Raw genomic sequence first — 16082 nt, forward strand, 5'->3', positions numbered from 1 at the left:
TAGCAGGAGTACTTTATGCCTTTTTGTATGCAGAGCTATCTTGCTCCTATTCCCTCTGTGGTGCTTGATAACTATCAAAAATATCTTGCACCATTAAAAAATCAGGGTAAACGTATTGTATTTGCACCACATTGTGAACTGGTATTTAATCTGGTGTATCGTGGCTATTTCTGTCATTTCACAGTCCTTGGTGCCTTGGATAAAAATAATAAAAAAATTGGCAAAACAGGTAATGGTATTTTTGCTTATAGCTATGACAGTCTCACCGAGTTGAAACCGGATATTGTTGTCGTAGCCAATACCCGCTACCACAATGAAATTGTGGTAGCCCTGCGTACAGTCGCAGAGGCGTTAAATTTTGAATTGGTTGATCTTTGTGAAGGTTATGAGCATACTGCATTTAGGCAGGAATTAGCTGAATTTCTGGACTGCAGGAAAATAAGCCAATTACGACCTGGTTGTATCGATGTGCCAGCAACAATTACCGATACAGATGTGATGGCCGTCGAAATTGTAATTGAGACAGGTTGGGGGTTAGGTGATAAATTGTGTGCACTGAGTGCTGCTCGTGAATTTGCACGCCGTAATCCCAATCTGTCGGTTTATTACAATACCTTACCTGAAATTGTTTCAGCCTATAGTGATGAACTTTTGAAGTTGGGCTCTGGGGCCTATCCTTTGCCGGAAAATTATGCGCTGTTTCATAGAGAAAAGGATTCATCGCCAGCAGCAAATTATTTAGGCTGTTATTACCTTGGTTTAGGTATTAATTTTTATTCTAATCCTGGGCTGGAGTTGCCCGCGGTACCACCTTGTGCCGGATTAATGCCCGATAGTTATATTGCATTACAGCCTACGGCTAATTGGGCAAGTCCGAATCTTTCCTTGGATAATATAAAAAGAATCATAAAGAGCGCCCCTTTACCTGTTGTTTTGACAGGGAATTATATTACCAATAACTCGACAGATAATGTCTCAGACGAAGATAAGCTACGATTCAATCAGGAACTTGTCACTGCAGGAGCAATTGCCTCTTATATCGGTGATGAAATGAATATGCTAAAAATTATCCGTCATGCAGCACTGGTCATGACACCGCGTTCAGCCAGTGCACATATAGCAGCAGGTTATGGTGTCAAAACCGTTGTTTGGGTACCCAATGATGGCGAGAATTGGCATCTGGATTATCCAAACTGGCAGCACAGACGTATTTCCGCTACACAAGAACATGTTTGTGATGAGCTGATTCGTGAAATGCATACCCTGATAAAGACAAAATAACACGGAGTATATATGACATCTTTTATTCATGATTGTGTATACAAAAAAATATTCAGTTTATTGCCGGAGCTAATTCGTTCGCAAGACCGAGTTTTATTGTATCCAGCAGGGGCCATGACTAAAGAGTTGATACAAAAGAATGTATTTAAAGAATGTAATCTAATCGGCATTGCAGATAAATCATGCAGCGATGGTTTCGATGCCGTACTTAATGTCACTACGTATAGCCGAGCATCCATTTTTCAAGCTAAGCCTGAATACATTCTGATCTGTTCGCTCTCATACCATAATGAAATCATGAGTGATTTTTTCGCTGACTGTTTAGCAAAGAATATAAAATTAGTTGATTTGTCAGAGTTTTTTGAAGCCGGGAAGGAAGATAGAACGGCAGCGTATATTGATAAAGTCAATGCCTTGTTATGTTCATCAGAGATTCGTGCATTGTTGGCTGATGACAAATACAAGGATAAACGACGCTTAGAGCCCTTTGGCTATAAATGTTACTCACAGCATGATGAAGACGGTATGTTAGCTGAGGTATTTCGTAGATTGGGGGCCACCTTGCCACATACATTTGTCGAGTTTGGTGTCGGTGATGGCTTGGAAAATAATTCATTATTACTTTTAAAACAAGGCTGGCAAGGTTTATGGATTGAAGGAAGTAATACTAATGCTGCCTTGATAAAAGAGCGTTTTGCCAAACAAATTGCTGATGGAATGTTATATTTTGAACATCAGTTCATCGACAAAGATAATATCAACCAATTGATTGGTAACCATTTCAATGGTGACATAGGCATGCTATGTATTGATATTGATGGTAATGATTACTATGTCTGGGAAAAAATTGATATTGTGCAACCTTGGGTTGTTGTAATTGAGTATAACGCCAAATTCCCTCCTCCCATGAAATGGTCAATAGAATATAACAAGAATCACATCTGGAATTTGACAGATTATCAAGGGGCCAGTCTGGCTGCACTGGCTGAATTGGGTGACAAAAAAAATTATCAACTGGTTGGCTGTAATCTCAATGGCACCAATGCCATCTTTGTGAGAAAGGATAAAATCGATGAACAATTCTTGGTAACCGATGAACTGCTGGAGTATTACCATCCACCAAGATATTTCCTGACGGATGGATACCGAATGATGTGTGGTCACGTGCCTGATCCGCGAATGGGCATTATTTTATAATTGGCGTAAAGTAACCTTGGTGCATCGTGAATTCTGGTGCGCCATTTTTACACCAGCGATCTGGCATAAATAAAACCCATATTATTAGGGGACTATAATGATGAAAGAACTTGTTCTTGGTATTAATTATTTTGGGCATGATTCAGCCGTATCGCTGGTCAATATGGATGGTGACGTTCTGTATTGCTTAACCGAGGAGCGTTTTTCCAATATAAAGCATGATGGGGCTTTTCCTATCATGTCTATCAATACAATTATAGATTTGATCAAACAGCATGCGCTTGGGGATTTGAGATATATAGCATTAAATCATGATCCTGAGCTATATGTAACCGATAAGTTATTCAACTACATTGACAGCTGTTGTGTTCGTGAACAGTCATCCCTGCTTAAGGATAATATTTTGGCTGTATTGCCTGAAATGCGGGTATGTCGGCAAGGGATGTACCCGCTTAATTTTTTGCAAGAGTTAATTATTCGCCTAGGGATTCATAGCGATGTATCACAAGACCTGCTTCGATATATAAAGTGGTCTCTGAATCGTTATCTTTATACGCGACAAATACTTAATAATATTGCGGCTATGTTTCCGGCATGCCAAGTCATTCCAGTGGCTCATCATACCTGTCATGCGGCCAGCGCTTTCTTCTGCTCTGGTTATTCAGAGTCTGCTATCATGACGATTGATGGTTACGGTGAGCATGATACGGTTACCCTAGGTTTAGGGTGTGGCCATGATATTTCAGTTATCTCGAAAAGTTGCTGGCCTAACAGTATCGGTCTTCTTTATAGCATGGTGACCCAATATTTAGGTTTTGATTGGTTTGGTGACGAATATAAAGTAATGGGAATGGCTGCTTATGGCGAACGCAAGTATCTGCCGCTTTTTAAAAAATTGGGCAGAGTGACAGAGGATGGAGTCTTTGAATTTATTCCTGGAGATCTGATGTCTAGAGATGAGGTGCCTGGCGCTCCCGGAGAACAATGGTACGCATTTACACCACTTCTTGAACAGTTATTGGGTGGGCGGCGTCATCACGATGACGAGTTCGAACAACGGCATTTTGATATTGCCGCAAGCCTACAGGCATTCGTTGAAGACTGTGGGGTCTATATGGCCAAATATCTAAAGCGTATCTATCCTCATGTCGACAAAATTTGTATCGCTGGTGGTGTCGGCCTTAATGGCTTAATGAATTCTCGTATTTTGAAAGAGGCAGGTTTTTCTAGTATTTATATTCAGCCTGCTTCATCTGATGATGGGACGGCTATTGGTGCTGCATTCAGTGTGGTGGCTTCCAAGTCTGAAAATCCGAAGTTTGGTCGATTGCAAAATATGTTCCTTGGTGTGGAACGTTCAGATGAAGAGATAAGGCTAGCTCTGGATGATAAAGGGTTGATTTATACTCGAGAGAAAAATATATCTGCTAAAATTGCGACCTTACTATCGGAAGGGAAAGTTGTTGCTAGATATGAAGGCCGATCTGAGTTTGGACCTAGAGCATTAGGGCATAGAAGTATCATGGCGAGTCCACTACACCAGGAAATGAAGGATGTTATTAATTCAAGAATAAAGCATCGTGAACGATTCAGACCTTTTGCTCCTGCCTGTTTGGCTGAGGATATAAAAGATTATTTCTATGCTGAGGATGATGCTGAATTTATGCTGATCATTCCGCAGGTTAAGGCAGATAAGCAAGATATTATTCCTGCTGTCGTGCATAATGATGGTACTGCGAGAGTGCAAGCCGTTCATAAGAGCAAAAACCCCGGATTTTATGACATTATAGAAGAGTTTAAAAAAATAACTGGTGTACCTGTCGTAATAAATACCTCGTTCAATGTTAATGGTGAAACGATCGTAGAATCACCCCAAGATGCAATAGAGTGTTTTTTGTACACTGATATTGATTATTTGGCCATAGGCGATTATCTGGTTAGTAAAACTGATAACCTTTCCGCTAGGATTAAACTATCCCGCTCGGCATTCTTGGAATTACGCAAACAGCGTTATTGCCAGCAGAGTTGGTGTCGGCAGTTGTTTTGGTCTTCTGACACGGGGTCTGTCAGTGCGTCAGAATCTGATCTCGACGCACAAGAGCGGCGTATGAAATGGCGTCGTATGGCATCGGTACTCCATCGGCATCTGGTGGCGATGCCTTATCCTGCATTCTGTATTGTTGGTGCAGGTGAGATCGGCATTGTATTTCTAAATGCATTGCGTAACCGCATGCAGATTAGTTGTTTGGTGGATAAACAGGCTGAATCTATGCAAGGATTCTCAGTACCGGTAAAAACCCTCGAACAAGCTATTGCCGAAGGTGAACGCCATTTTATTATTGCATCTGAGGCCTTTGAGTCGGAGCTTAAAGCTAGGATAAAAAAGTTGTTGCCGACAGAACAGATCGTGATGTTTGGTATTTCAGACATTATTACGATGATGACCTCATCTGTGAAGTGACGTGCGATATGTCGGCGGAGTTGGGGGATTTGGATTCTTACAACGAAAACATAATTCGTGAGCTTGCCGAACAGTGCCAGCAGGTATCTGAAAACCTGTCTGCTGCCAAATAATCGAAACGAGAGATAAGCAGGCCCCTCTTTGACGTGGAAAGGGGCCTGTATGAACGCATAGTTTTATCAAACTTTATTATTAAATTTTCAACCACCTCTGCGTTTTTCTTCATGAAAAACGATCAGAATTTCGGATCATTACCCGTCTGATTTTGGCGGAATTTTTATACAAACTTTATTATCCTCCGACACGTTTCAAGCAACTCATTGGGCTGAAGCTTAGTTGGCAGATTTACAACGCCCAATTGCGCGAGATATCTTGGCTGGCGTAATGTTCATGAACAAGCTCATAGGTTTATTCGCCAGCAAGTAAATTGAACAGTCCTTATGGGTTGGATAACGCCTATTGGGCGGCTGATGTGATTAATGAGGGGAGTCTGCCGCTGCCACTTTCAATAGTGGTCTGGTTCATGTGAATATCGCTTCCAAAATGTCTCACTAAAGATTTATCCTCAATTTTTCTAGCATAGCAATCTGGTGGGTCTGAGAACATCAAGAGCATTCATTGGAAAGAGATTCAAAAATTTTATGATGACTAAGGATTGGCAATGTTGGGTATAACGGCAGGGTGATGGCTCCGGTATAAAACCTTTCCGCTTGAGCGAAATATCGTACACAACCTACAGTCTGGTGCATTGGGTGGTGATAAATAGGGATGTAGTGCACGTTGGCCCCAATGCCATGATCGCGTAGTCGCTGGAACATGTCACTGCGCTGTTCGGGGGCTACATGGTGTACATACAGGTGAAATGCACTGCGCCGCTCAGTACTAAAATAACGGGGCAAGCGTTCAGGGGACAATATTTCGAAGTAACGACGGGCAATCTCGCCACGTTTGGCTATCCAGTTCTCCAGATTCTCCATCTGGCTCAACCCCAACGCAGCTTGGATATCGGTCATCCGGTAGTTGAAACCCAGCATCTGCTGCTCGTAGTACCAAGGGCCGTCCGGTTCGTTGATAAAGTCTTCCGGTTCCCGGGTGATGCCGTGGCTGCGAAGCAGCCGCATGGTCTTGGCAAGTGCAGGGTCGTTGGTCATCGCCATACCCCCTTCGCCGGTGGTGATGATCTTCACCGGGTGGAAGCTGAAGACGGTGATGTCGCTGTAGCGGCCGTTGCCGGTGGGTTCATTGTGATAGCGAGCCCCCAAGGCGTGACAGGCATCCTCGATGATCCGAAAGCCATACTCTTGCCCCAACCGATGGATCTCTTTCATATCGCAGGGGAGGCCGGCAAAGTGCACCGGTATGACCACCTTGGGGAGTTTTCCTTCCGCCTTGGCAGCAATCAGTTTCCTCTCCAGCTCCACAGCGCACATGTTGCCGGTATCTGGCTCAATGTCGACGAAGTCGACTTGTGCACCGCAATAGAGAGCACAGTTGGCGGATGCAACGAAGCTGATGGGGGATGTCCAGACCCAGTCGCCGGGGCCAACGCCCAGCGCCAGACAGGCGATATGGAGTGCTGCAGTACCTGAATTGACTGCCACCCCGAATTTAGCTCCACAGTAGTCGGCAACCGCTTGCTCGAAGCGGGGAACGACCGGCCCTTGGGTCAGGAAGTCGGACTTGAGAACTTCCACGACAGCATCGATATCTGCCTGGCTGATAGATTGATGGCCGTAGGGGATCATTCTGCTACCTTGCTCTGGTTCATCTTCTGTAGCTGTTCAATGGAGAAAAAGTCAGGGTTGCTTTGAGAGTTGTATTCAAATCCCTGCTCGACCATCTTTCCTTTTTCGCCCGCAGCTGTCTTGGAGAAGTCGTTGTTGCGATTATTGAAGTTGATTGTTGGGCCGATCACGAAGAAGTCATCAAATTCAAAGGTGTGATAAGAGTCATCGGCAGGGCACATCACTTCATGGAGCTTCTCTCCCGGACGAATGCCGATGATCTTGTGTGGCAGGTTCGGTGCCATCGCACTGGCCAAATCTGTGATGCGAACAGATGGCAATTTGGGAACGAATATTTCCCCCCCCTTCATCCGTCCAAAATTATCAAGAACGAAATCCACCCCTTGTTGCAAGGTGATCCAGAAGCGAGTCATCTCTGCATGGGTAATCGGCAAGGCATCAATACCCTGATCAATCAGCTTTTGGAAGAAGGGAACAACAGAACCGCGGGAACCAACAACGTTGCCATACCGAACGACTGCAAAACGGGTTGGGTCTTGACCCGCAATGTTGTTGGCCGCCACGAAGAGTTTGTCTGATGCCAGCTTGGTGGCGCCATAGAGATTGATCGGGTTGGCGGCTTTGTCAGTTGAGAGGGCGATAACTTTTTTGACTTGATTGAGCAAGGCTGCCTGGATGACATTCTCAGCACCATGGATATTGGTTTTGATGCACTCCATGGGGTTGTATTCAGCTGCAGGAACCTGTTTCAGTGCTGCTGCATGAACCACGTAATCCACACCGCGCATTGCCATGGTAAGGCGGTTGGCGTCTCTGACATCCCCAATGAAATAACGCATGCAGGGGTCGTTGAACTCTTGCTGCATCTCGAACTGCTTCAGCTCGTCGCGAGAATAGATGATAAGGCGTTTGGGTTTATAACGTTCCAGTACTGTCTTGACCAATCGCTGGCCAAACGAGCCAGTGCCACCTGTGATGAGTAGCGTTTTATCGTTGAACATTGTGGGCATCTCGTCTCAAAAACAGTAGATGAATCATATGCTAGCAAATAAAGTACCAGCTTTTTCTGTAAAGAGTGTGATCAATTCATAAAAACGGTTTTAAAGCCAAGGGTATTACTCAGGTCTTGGTCTCTTTGGCTTTTGTTACTTTCTGATCGCTCTGCATATATCCTCCACCGCATTGAGGGCTCTTGGGGTGAATCGGTGCAGCTCATCGGAGTTGACCAGCATCAGTCGGTGATGTTTCACCGCATCAAGGTTTGGCCACTGCTGCCAGTGACGCAGGGCGTCAGGATCTTGACTCCCGGCCAGGATCAGAGTGGGGTTGGCCCTGATCACCTGTTCCATGTCAACTTGAGGATAGGGGGTCTTGGCATTCGCCATGATGTTGATCCCGCCGCAGAGTTCGATGGCCTGCGCAGGCCAGGCGTTACCGCTCACGCTGGTGAGTGGCGGGTACCAGAGCTGGTAGAACACTTTGACGCCGGTTGGTTGGCCATAGCGCTGTTGCAGGGAATGCAGGCGTGCCAGATAGCGATCGGCGGCTTCGTTGGCGCTCTTTTCCACCCCCAGTAATTTGCCCAGCGCCCGCATCTCGGTCGCCAGCGAGGCAAAATCGGTAGGCTCAGAGTAGAAAACAGGGATCCCGAGCTGCTCCAACGGGGCCAGCATCCGTGATTGAGCCGAGCGCCAGCCGAGAATGAGGTCCGGCTTTTGCGCCAGTACTGCCTCGACGTTAATGCTGCGATAATTTGCCACCTTTGGCTTGGTTTTGACCTCGGGGGGATAGTCTGAGGCATCGTCGATGGCCACTAGCTTGTCACCGGCGCCGATGTCATAAAGCAGCTCGGTAAGATGGGGTACTATGCTCACCACCCGGGTCGGCGTTGCGGCCTGCAGGGCACCGGGCAACCAGGCAATCAGTACGCAGGGCAGCCAGAGCGGCAATCGCAACCATCTAACCATGAAGTAACCCCGCCACCGTGACAAGCAGCGCCAGCATCCACCAGCCCCAGCCAATTCCTTGCAGAATATTGAGCACCTTGCGCGGTGACTCACCATCGGGGTCATCACCGCTACCAAGTATCGGCCAGCGTTGCAAGGTTCCCTGATAGTAGCGAGGGCCGCCAAGGCGGGTCCGGCACTTATCTACTAGCAGAGTGAGCAGCATCCCCATGGCGGGATAGGGCCAGATCGCACCACTTCGCAGCAGTTGAGTGGCCTGCTTGAGCCGTGGCAACAGGAGTGGCAGCCCCAGCAGCAGGATGGTGGGGGCATTGAGCCCCTGATAGAGGGCGCTGGCGGCGCAACCAAAGTGGTCGAAGGCGGGATCTTTGCGACTCCAGCTCTGATTCATCAGCTGCACCAGTCGCCAGAGCAGGGCGCCCTGTACGCCAGCCAGGGCAAATCCCAGCAGCGGGCCAGCCCATTGGCCGATCAGACGCAGGGCGCAGCTCTCCGTCACCGCTTTGGCGAGCCCCATGGCCGAGAGTTTGCCGGTTTCGCGTTTGAGCCAGGGGGCAGACTGCAATCTCGCCAGCGGCAGGGTCTCCTGCGTGGCGAGCGAGCGGGTGGCATGGGCGAGTTCGCGCAGCGGACGGGATTCGAGCATCAGCAGCAGGAACAGCAGGTCGAAGATCGGCTCGCTCAGGGCCAGATTGCGCAGCGACCAGAGCCCGGCGGCGCAGGGGAGCCAGACTACCAGCATTGCCAACAGGCCGGCCTGCATTTGCTGGCCGGGTGAACCATCGGGTCTGTGTACCTTGTGCCCCAGCCGGGTCAGCAGGGGCGTGACGGCCGAAAGACGCAGATGGGATGGCCACGGGATCACCGCCTCCAGCATGGCAGCACCTACCAGAATGGCCGCCGTCGTCGAGAGGAGGGCGTCGGCCATCAAATCAAGCGAGCCGGTCTCGATCACAGTTTGCCGAGCATCTTGATAATCACTTCGGCGGAGTGCTTGCCGGCCACTTCGATGAAGGCATCGAAGGATTCAACCTGTTCCTTGCCGGCGATATCGGACATGGCACGCACCACCAGATAGGGCACCTTGAACATGTGGCACACCTGACCGATCGCGGCACCTTCCATCTCGACCGCCAGCATCTGCGGGAAGTCGGCGCGAGCCTTGGCGATGGCGTCCGGTTTGCACATGAACTGATCGCCGGTACAGATAAGGCCGACCTTGGTCTGGTGCTTGCCCTGCTCGGCGATGCAATCCTGAGCGACCGCGATGAGCTTCTCGTCGCAGGGGAAGGCGGCAGGTTGCTGCGCCATCTGGCCCATCTCGTAACCAAAGGCGGTCACGTCGACATCGTGGAAACGCATCTCGCTGGCGATCACAACATCACCGATGTGCAGATCCTGGGCAAAGCCGCCCGCAGAGCCGGTATTGATGACGCAGTCGGGGGCGAATTTTTCCAGCAGCAGGCTGGTGGCCACGCTGGCGGCGACCTTACCGATACCGGAGCGGGTCAGGATCACCTCTTTGCCTGCCAGCATCCCTTGATAGAACTCGCAGCCGCCCAGTTGCAGGGTGGTGGGGGTGCTCATCTGGCTGCGCAGCAGGGCCACTTCTTGCTCCATGGCGCCGATAATACCTACTTTCATTGCTGACCTCGTCTTGATAGCCGTGTGGCTGAATTTAAGTTGCTGTAGATCATAACAAAAGATGGCGTCGGCGCCGAGAGGCACAAGCGAAAGGAGAGATGAAGTGCGGCGCTCCATATGGGAGCGCCGCAGGTGACAAAAAGCATTGATGAGAGAGGAGAGAGAGCCTTTAGCCGAGCGCGGTGTCGAGGGTCATCATCAGGGCAAAGCCCGCCATCAGGCCGAGGGTGGCATAGGTCTGGTGACCGTTGCGGTGGGTCTCAGGGATCACCTCGTGCGAGACCACAAACAGCATGGCGCCGGCGGCGAGCCCCAGTCCGATGGGGTAGGCGATGGCAAGGCCGCTGGAGAGCCCGACCCCGAGCAGGGCGCCAACCGGTTCGAGCAGGCCGCTGGCGATGGCAACCAGCACGGCGACAGAGGGGCGAAAACCGGCAGCGCACATGGCCAGCGCTACCGCCAGTCCTTCGGGAATATCCTGCAGTGCGATGGCGGTTGTGAGCGGCAGCCCCACCGACATATCCCCCTGCGAGAAGCTGACCCCGATGGCCATCCCCTCCGGCAGGTTGTGCAGGGCGATGGCAAAGACGAACAGCCAGACCCGGGAGCAGCTCTCATGGCCGGGGCCGCAGGGGCCGGTTTTGTCATGCTCGTGCGGGGTGAACTGGTCCAGTCCCAGCATCAACAGCACCCCGAGGGTCATGCCGACCACCACCACGGCGGCGGCGCTAAAGCCGTTGCCGGTAATCCCCTCGGCGGCCTCCAGCCCCGGCAGCAGCAGGGAGAAGGCGCTGGCCGCCAGCATCATACCGGCGGCAAAGCCCAGCATAGTGTCCTCTACCTTTTGCGGTACCGAGCGCAGAAACAGAGCGGGCAGGGCGCCGATGGCGGTGGCGGCAAACCCGGCAGCACCACCGACAAGGCCGTAGCGCACGCCGCTGGTCACCTCTCCGGTAGCGAGCATGATGAGACTCTGCAACAGCAGTAACAAGACGGCAGCCAGCGCGATAAAGAGACCGAGGGCAGTGAGCGGGCGGCTTTGCATCTGGCTACGCAGTTGCTGTGACCAGGATAACGGAGGAAGAGCTGAGAGATGGTCCATGGCATGACCTCGAGTGTGCAAAGTGGATGGTGGCATTACATCCACTTGGCCGTCCCTTGTCCATGCCTGCAAGGCGATTGCCGTTATCGAGAAAATGGCGTCAGGTGAATATGAGATTTTTTGTGATCCGGCTCCTGTTGCTGGTTTTGTTAAGTTGCTTTTAATTTTTAAAGAAAAGTGAGGGCGTGGTCGCTTTGTGCTAGAGTGCGCGCCTTTGCGGAACTCTACCTTCCCAGTGTTCTGCATTTTTTCCCGTCAGGAAGGTCCGGGGATTTGCTCATAGGGACGTGATCGCCACACTCCATTCGCCTGTCAGCAGTAGAGGATCACCCGCCACTATGTTTTACAAGAATCTCTCCATCGGCAAAAAGATTGCCGTGGTTTTTGCGGTCATTGCCGCAGTCAACGTTCTCTTCGGTGTTTTTCTCTCCAGCGAATTGCGCGGTGTGCGTGATCGGGTGCTGAACTTTACCGACTCTACGCTGCCGAGTGTCCTGTCGGTCGAAACCCTGCTCTACGACGTCTCTTATGTACGTCGGGCCCAGTTTGCCCTGCTGATGGTAGATGATGCCGCCGACTTGCAGGCCCGTCGTGGCCGTATTCAGGAGAATATTCGCAAGGTTGACGAGGCATTTCGTGCCTACGAGGCGACTGTGGGTGCCGACAACGAGCGCCAAGTGTTTAACCAAGCCAAACAACAGTGGCTCACTTATCAACGTTCGGTAAACGAGTTTGATATGCTGCTGGTGCAGGGTCAGCACGAGCAGGCCAAAACCCAGCTGTTTGCTTCCAACCCGCTCTTCGGAGCACTGGAGCAGGCGGTCAACTCGCTGATCCAGGTGAACCTCGGTTTCGTCAAAGAGAACCGTGGCAGCCTGCTTGGCAGCGTCAGCATGGTGACCACTTTTGCCATGGTGAGCATCGGTGCCCTGCTGGTGTTCATGGTGGTGATGACCTGGTTCCTGACCCGCCAGATCTGCCTGCCGCTGCAAGCCGTGGTGGCTCAGGCCAATGCCATTGCTGCCGGCGATCTGACCCATCAGCTGGAGCGTCAGCACATCGGCCGCGACGAGCTGGGCATGCTGGCCAAAGCCTCTCTCAAGATGCAGGACAACCTGCGCGGTCTGATTGAAGAGGTGGTGGCTGCGGTCACCCAGCTTGGCACTGCCATCGAGGAGGTGAGCGCCGTCTCCGAGCAGTCCGCCAGGGGCATTCAGAGCCAGCAGCAGGAGATCTCGCTGGTGGCGACGGCCATGACCCAGATGAAGGCCACCGTGGCCGATGTGGCTGGCAATACCGAAACCGCCTCCAGCTCCGCCAGCTCAGCCAATGCGCTGGCCCGCAACGGCAATCAGGATGTGCAGCGTTCGCTGGTGGCCATCACCCGGGTTGCCGAAGAGATCGAGCAGGCCGGTACGCTGGTGACCGAGCTGGAGCGCGAATCTGCCCAGATCAACGTAGTGGTGGATGTGATCCGCGGCATCGCCGAGCAGACCAATCTGCTGGCCCTCAATGCGGCCATCGAAGCTGCCCGCGCTGGCGAGCAAGGCCGTGGCTTTGCCGTGGTGGCCGACGAGGTGCGCACCCTGGCGGGTCGTACCCAGGCCTCGACTGGGGAGATCGTGGCCATCATCGAAACCCTGCAGGCGCGTGCCAATCAGGCGAAAGAGGTGACGGGCCAGAGCTGCGAGATGATCCGCCAGTGTGTGGATCAGAGCGAGCAGACCAGCAACGGCATCCAGCAGATTGAAGAGGCGGTCGCCCAGATTGCCGACATGGCGATCCAGATTGCCAGCGCCTGCGGCGAGCAGGATGCGGTTTCCGACGAGCTGGGCCGCAACGTCGAGCGGATCAATGAGTCCGCCAACGAGGTGGCTCTGGGCGCCGACCATACTGCCCGTGCCTGTCTGGAGCTGAGCCAGCTGGCGGTGGGTCTGAAGCAGACCATCGGTCGTTTCCGCCTCGCCTGATAAAGGGGCTGGCGTGCACCGGCCTCTTCATTCATAAAAGTCGGGGCGTTTTACATGCCCTCACGATACCCGGCCATGTGCCGGGTGTTTTTTATCTGACGATGGGTACGAGGCCAGATGGTCGGGGTTCTTCGCAAGGGGATGAAGGTCAGGGCAAACAGGAGGCCAGGTGTTTATCCCGGGCTGTGTGCGGTGATATTCAAGAAGGTTGGTTAAGGCGTATTTGCTAATGAGAGAAGGGCGACGAACGGTTTTGGGGATGGGGAACGGGGCGAGCTGTTGGGGTGCGAGCTACGGGGAAGAAGAGCATAAGCAGTTGGTTGGAATGCCCTGACAGGGTATATCGCAGCAATAAAAAAACCGGCTTGCGCCGGTTTTTTTATATTGGTGAAGGCTGGGGTGCTGGCTTATTTGGCCAGAGACTCCGGCAGCTCTTCGCGGATCTTGCCCAGCATCTCTTTCAGGACGCGCGGGTTGGCAACCACGATGTTGCCGGAGTTTTCGTAGTTGTGACCACCTACGAAGTCGGTGACGATGGCGCCGGCTTCTTTTGCCAGCAGCTCACCGGCAGCGGTGTCCCAGGGTTTCAGGCCGATTTCCCAGAAACCGTCGACGCGACCGGCAGCCACGTAGGCCAGATCCAGTGCGGCAGAGCCGGAGCGACGGATGTCGGCACATTCGATGAACATGCTCTGGAACATCTTCAGGTAGGACTCGATGTGGTGCTTTTGCTTGTAGGGGAAACCTGTGGCCAGTACGGTGCCAGCCAGCTCTTTGGCTTTGCCGACACGGATACGGTAGCCGTTCAGCTGGGCGCCGCTACCACGAGTAGCAGTAAACAGTTCGTCACGGATGGGATCGTAAACAACGGCTTGTTCGGTTTTGCCTTTTACGCGCAGGGCGATGGAAACGGCAAAGTGCGGAATGCCTTTGACAAGGTTGGTCGTGCCATCCAGTGGGTCAATGATCCATTGGTAGTCCGGATTGGTACCGGCAATCTCACCAGACTCTTCAGCAACAATGCTGTGCTCCGGGTAAGATTTTTTGATGGTGTGAATGATGGCCGCTTCGGCTTCACGGTCAACGTTGGTCACGAAGTCATTGCTGCCTTTTTGGATAGCCTCAATGTTCTCGGGCTGGGAGAAGGCTTTTACTACAACTTGACCGGCGTTGCGCGCAGCGCGCACGGCGATATTCAGCATCGGATGCATAGGTTCACCACTGGATGTTAAAGAACGGGGGATAAAAGGACGCGGTATGATACCAGTATTTTGTGCGATGGCAACTGTTATCCCCCTACGACCAATTGATTACCACTGCCAGATTTGACGGCTCCAATATAGACCAGATCTGCGCTAGTCTTATCCCAGCAGCCGGATACAGGCTGTCATGAGCATAGGGATGTGAACCATGAATTTGTCATTAGTGAGTCAGAACGTGTCAGCGGCCAGCGAGGGACTGTTGGCCATCTTGCGGTCATCACCCGAGTATGGTGATCACTTTGCCCACATCACCGTGACCCCCCTGGCCCAGTGGCAACCGGCCAAGACGGAGGCGGCGATCCTGCTGATCGACGGCGATGCGCCCTGGCAGGATGCCGGATTTGCCCGGGGAGAGGATGAGACGATCGGTTTACCTGTCTTGCCGCTGCTGATCCGCAAGGGAGACAAGGATCTGACGGTCTGCGGGCCGGATGTGCGTGACCCCCGTTTCTATTTTGTCTCAAACGGCATCGTGCTGGATGAGTCGGAGCTGGCCGAACCTGCCTGCAGCCGGGTGCTGCTGCGCAAGCTGGAATCCTACTTCCCGCTGCTCTCTCGTCTTATCCTGCTGCGTCAGCGCAAGTCGGCCGTCGTCTTGAACTGATTTCCCCGGCAAGCTATGCAAGCGGCGCACTATCTGTCATCACTGGCAGATAGTGCGCCGTACTCTTTATGGTAAAACCATATCTGGTGAAATTGCGGGCATCAGGATGTTCCGTTTTTCGTGTGATCAAATCAGCAAGGAAGGAGTGAAGGATGATCGACTTTTATACCGCCGCAACCCCCAATGGCTTCAAGGTGGCCATTGCACTGGAAGAGCTGGGATTGCCCTATCGGGTCATTCCTCTCGATCTCTCGGCACTGGATCAGAAGAAGCCCGAGTTTCTCGCCATCAACCCAAATGGCCGTATTCCGGCTATCGTCGATCGGGATAACGACGATTTCGCCGTATTCGAGTCGGGGGCCATCCTCATCTATCTGGCGGAGAAAGCAGGCAAGTTGCTGCCCGCTGATCCCAAACGCCGCTCTCAGGCCATCCAGTGGCTGATGTTCCAGATGGGCGGGGTAGGACCCATGATGGGGCAGGCCAATGTCTTCTACCGCTATTTCCCCGAGAAGATCCCCGCCGCCATCGAACGTTACCAGAAGGAGGGGCGCCGTCTGTTCGAGGTGCTCGATAGCCATCTGGCCCACCAAGAATATCTGGCGGACGAGTACAGCATCGCCGATATCGCCACCTGGCCCTGGGTGCGTATTTATGACTGGAGCGGTATCTCCATCGAGGGGTTACCCCATCTGCAAGCCTGGATGGATCGCATGGCAGAGAAACCTGCCTGCCAGAAGGGGATCACCATACCGCCGCGCAAAGAGCAGCCGGATGAGCTGATCAAGCAGGCACAACAGATGGTAACACGTTGATTTTGAACCGCAGACGGGGCGTATTGCCCCATAA

Annotated in this window: 13 protein-coding genes; 6 read left to right on the forward strand and 7 right to left on the reverse strand. The window is 52.0% G+C overall.

What is annotated here, in order from left to right; genetic code table 11:
* The first annotated feature begins 15 nt into the window (after positions 1-15).
* From AB5Y73_RS04240 to AB5Y73_RS04250, 3 genes are all read left to right on the forward strand, one after another.
* Positions 16-1281, forward strand: coding sequence for a hypothetical protein (locus AB5Y73_RS04240; RefSeq protein ID WP_236292696.1), 1266 nt, complete (start codon positions 16-18; stop codon positions 1279-1281).
* Between the two features lie 12 nt (positions 1282-1293).
* Complete coding sequence (locus AB5Y73_RS04245; protein ID WP_052447145.1) at positions 1294-2478, forward strand: hypothetical protein; 1185 nt, start codon at positions 1294-1296, stop codon at positions 2476-2478.
* A 97-nt stretch (positions 2479-2575) separates the two neighbouring features.
* Positions 2576-4939 (forward strand): carbamoyltransferase C-terminal domain-containing protein, encoded by a 2364-nt coding sequence (locus tag AB5Y73_RS04250; RefSeq protein WP_052447146.1) that lies wholly within the window; start codon positions 2576-2578, stop codon positions 4937-4939.
* 605 nt (positions 4940-5544) lie between these two features.
* Here AB5Y73_RS04250 and pseC read toward each other — a convergent pair.
* The 6 genes from pseC to AB5Y73_RS04280 all read right to left on the reverse strand — a co-directional run bounded on the left by pseC (position 5545) and on the right by AB5Y73_RS04280 (position 11397).
* Positions 5545-6684 (reverse strand): UDP-4-amino-4,6-dideoxy-N-acetyl-beta-L-altrosamine transaminase, encoded by a 1140-nt coding sequence (gene pseC / locus AB5Y73_RS04255; RefSeq protein WP_118853666.1) that lies wholly within the window; start codon positions 6682-6684, stop codon positions 5545-5547.
* Positions 6681-7685, reverse strand: coding sequence for a UDP-N-acetylglucosamine 4,6-dehydratase (inverting) (pseB, locus tag AB5Y73_RS04260; RefSeq protein WP_040067219.1), 1005 nt, complete (start codon positions 7683-7685; stop codon positions 6681-6683). Before pseB ends, pseC begins: the two co-directional genes overlap by 4 nt.
* A gap of 144 nt (positions 7686-7829) precedes the next feature.
* A complete protein-coding gene (locus tag AB5Y73_RS04265) occupies positions 7830-8651 on the reverse strand; it encodes an ABC transporter substrate-binding protein (RefSeq protein WP_118853667.1) in 822 nt (273 codons plus the stop codon).
* Complete coding sequence (locus tag AB5Y73_RS04270; protein ID WP_118853668.1) at positions 8644-9606, reverse strand: cobalamin biosynthesis protein; 963 nt, start codon at positions 9604-9606, stop codon at positions 8644-8646. Before AB5Y73_RS04270 ends, AB5Y73_RS04265 begins: the two co-directional genes overlap by 8 nt.
* The gene (gene mtnN, locus AB5Y73_RS04275) at positions 9603-10295 is read right to left on the reverse strand and encodes a 5'-methylthioadenosine/S-adenosylhomocysteine nucleosidase (protein WP_005361500.1); all 693 of its coding nucleotides are present in this window, start codon (positions 10293-10295) and stop codon (positions 9603-9605) included. Before mtnN ends, AB5Y73_RS04270 begins: the two co-directional genes overlap by 4 nt.
* A gap of 169 nt (positions 10296-10464) precedes the next feature.
* The gene (locus AB5Y73_RS04280; protein WP_047440409.1) at positions 10465-11397 is read right to left on the reverse strand and encodes a ZIP family metal transporter; all 933 of its coding nucleotides are present in this window, start codon (positions 11395-11397) and stop codon (positions 10465-10467) included.
* A 338-nt stretch (positions 11398-11735) separates the two neighbouring features.
* Here AB5Y73_RS04280 and AB5Y73_RS04285 point away from each other — a divergent pair, with 338 nt between their 5' ends.
* Positions 11736-13367, forward strand: a complete 1632-nt coding sequence (locus AB5Y73_RS04285; RefSeq protein ID WP_118853669.1) for a methyl-accepting chemotaxis protein — start codon at positions 11736-11738, stop codon at positions 13365-13367.
* 407 nt (positions 13368-13774) lie between these two features.
* Here AB5Y73_RS04285 and suhB read toward each other — a convergent pair whose 3' ends face one another.
* Positions 13775-14578 (reverse strand): inositol-1-monophosphatase, encoded by an 804-nt coding sequence (gene suhB, locus AB5Y73_RS04290; protein ID WP_005352992.1) that lies wholly within the window; start codon positions 14576-14578, stop codon positions 13775-13777.
* A 199-nt stretch (positions 14579-14777) separates the two neighbouring features.
* Here suhB and AB5Y73_RS04295 point away from each other — a divergent pair, with 199 nt between their 5' ends.
* Both AB5Y73_RS04295 and AB5Y73_RS04300 read left to right on the forward strand, forming a co-directional pair.
* Positions 14778-15233, forward strand: a complete 456-nt coding sequence (locus tag AB5Y73_RS04295; protein ID WP_118853670.1) for a hypothetical protein — start codon at positions 14778-14780, stop codon at positions 15231-15233.
* A gap of 152 nt (positions 15234-15385) precedes the next feature.
* Positions 15386-16048 (forward strand): glutathione S-transferase family protein, encoded by a 663-nt coding sequence (locus AB5Y73_RS04300; protein WP_118853671.1) that lies wholly within the window; start codon positions 15386-15388, stop codon positions 16046-16048.
* Positions 16049-16082 lie beyond the last annotated feature (34 nt).

It is taken from the genome of Aeromonas sp. s7(2024), from assembly GCF_040907825.1.
GTDB classification, from domain to species: domain Bacteria; phylum Pseudomonadota; class Gammaproteobacteria; order Enterobacterales; family Aeromonadaceae; genus Aeromonas; species Aeromonas veronii.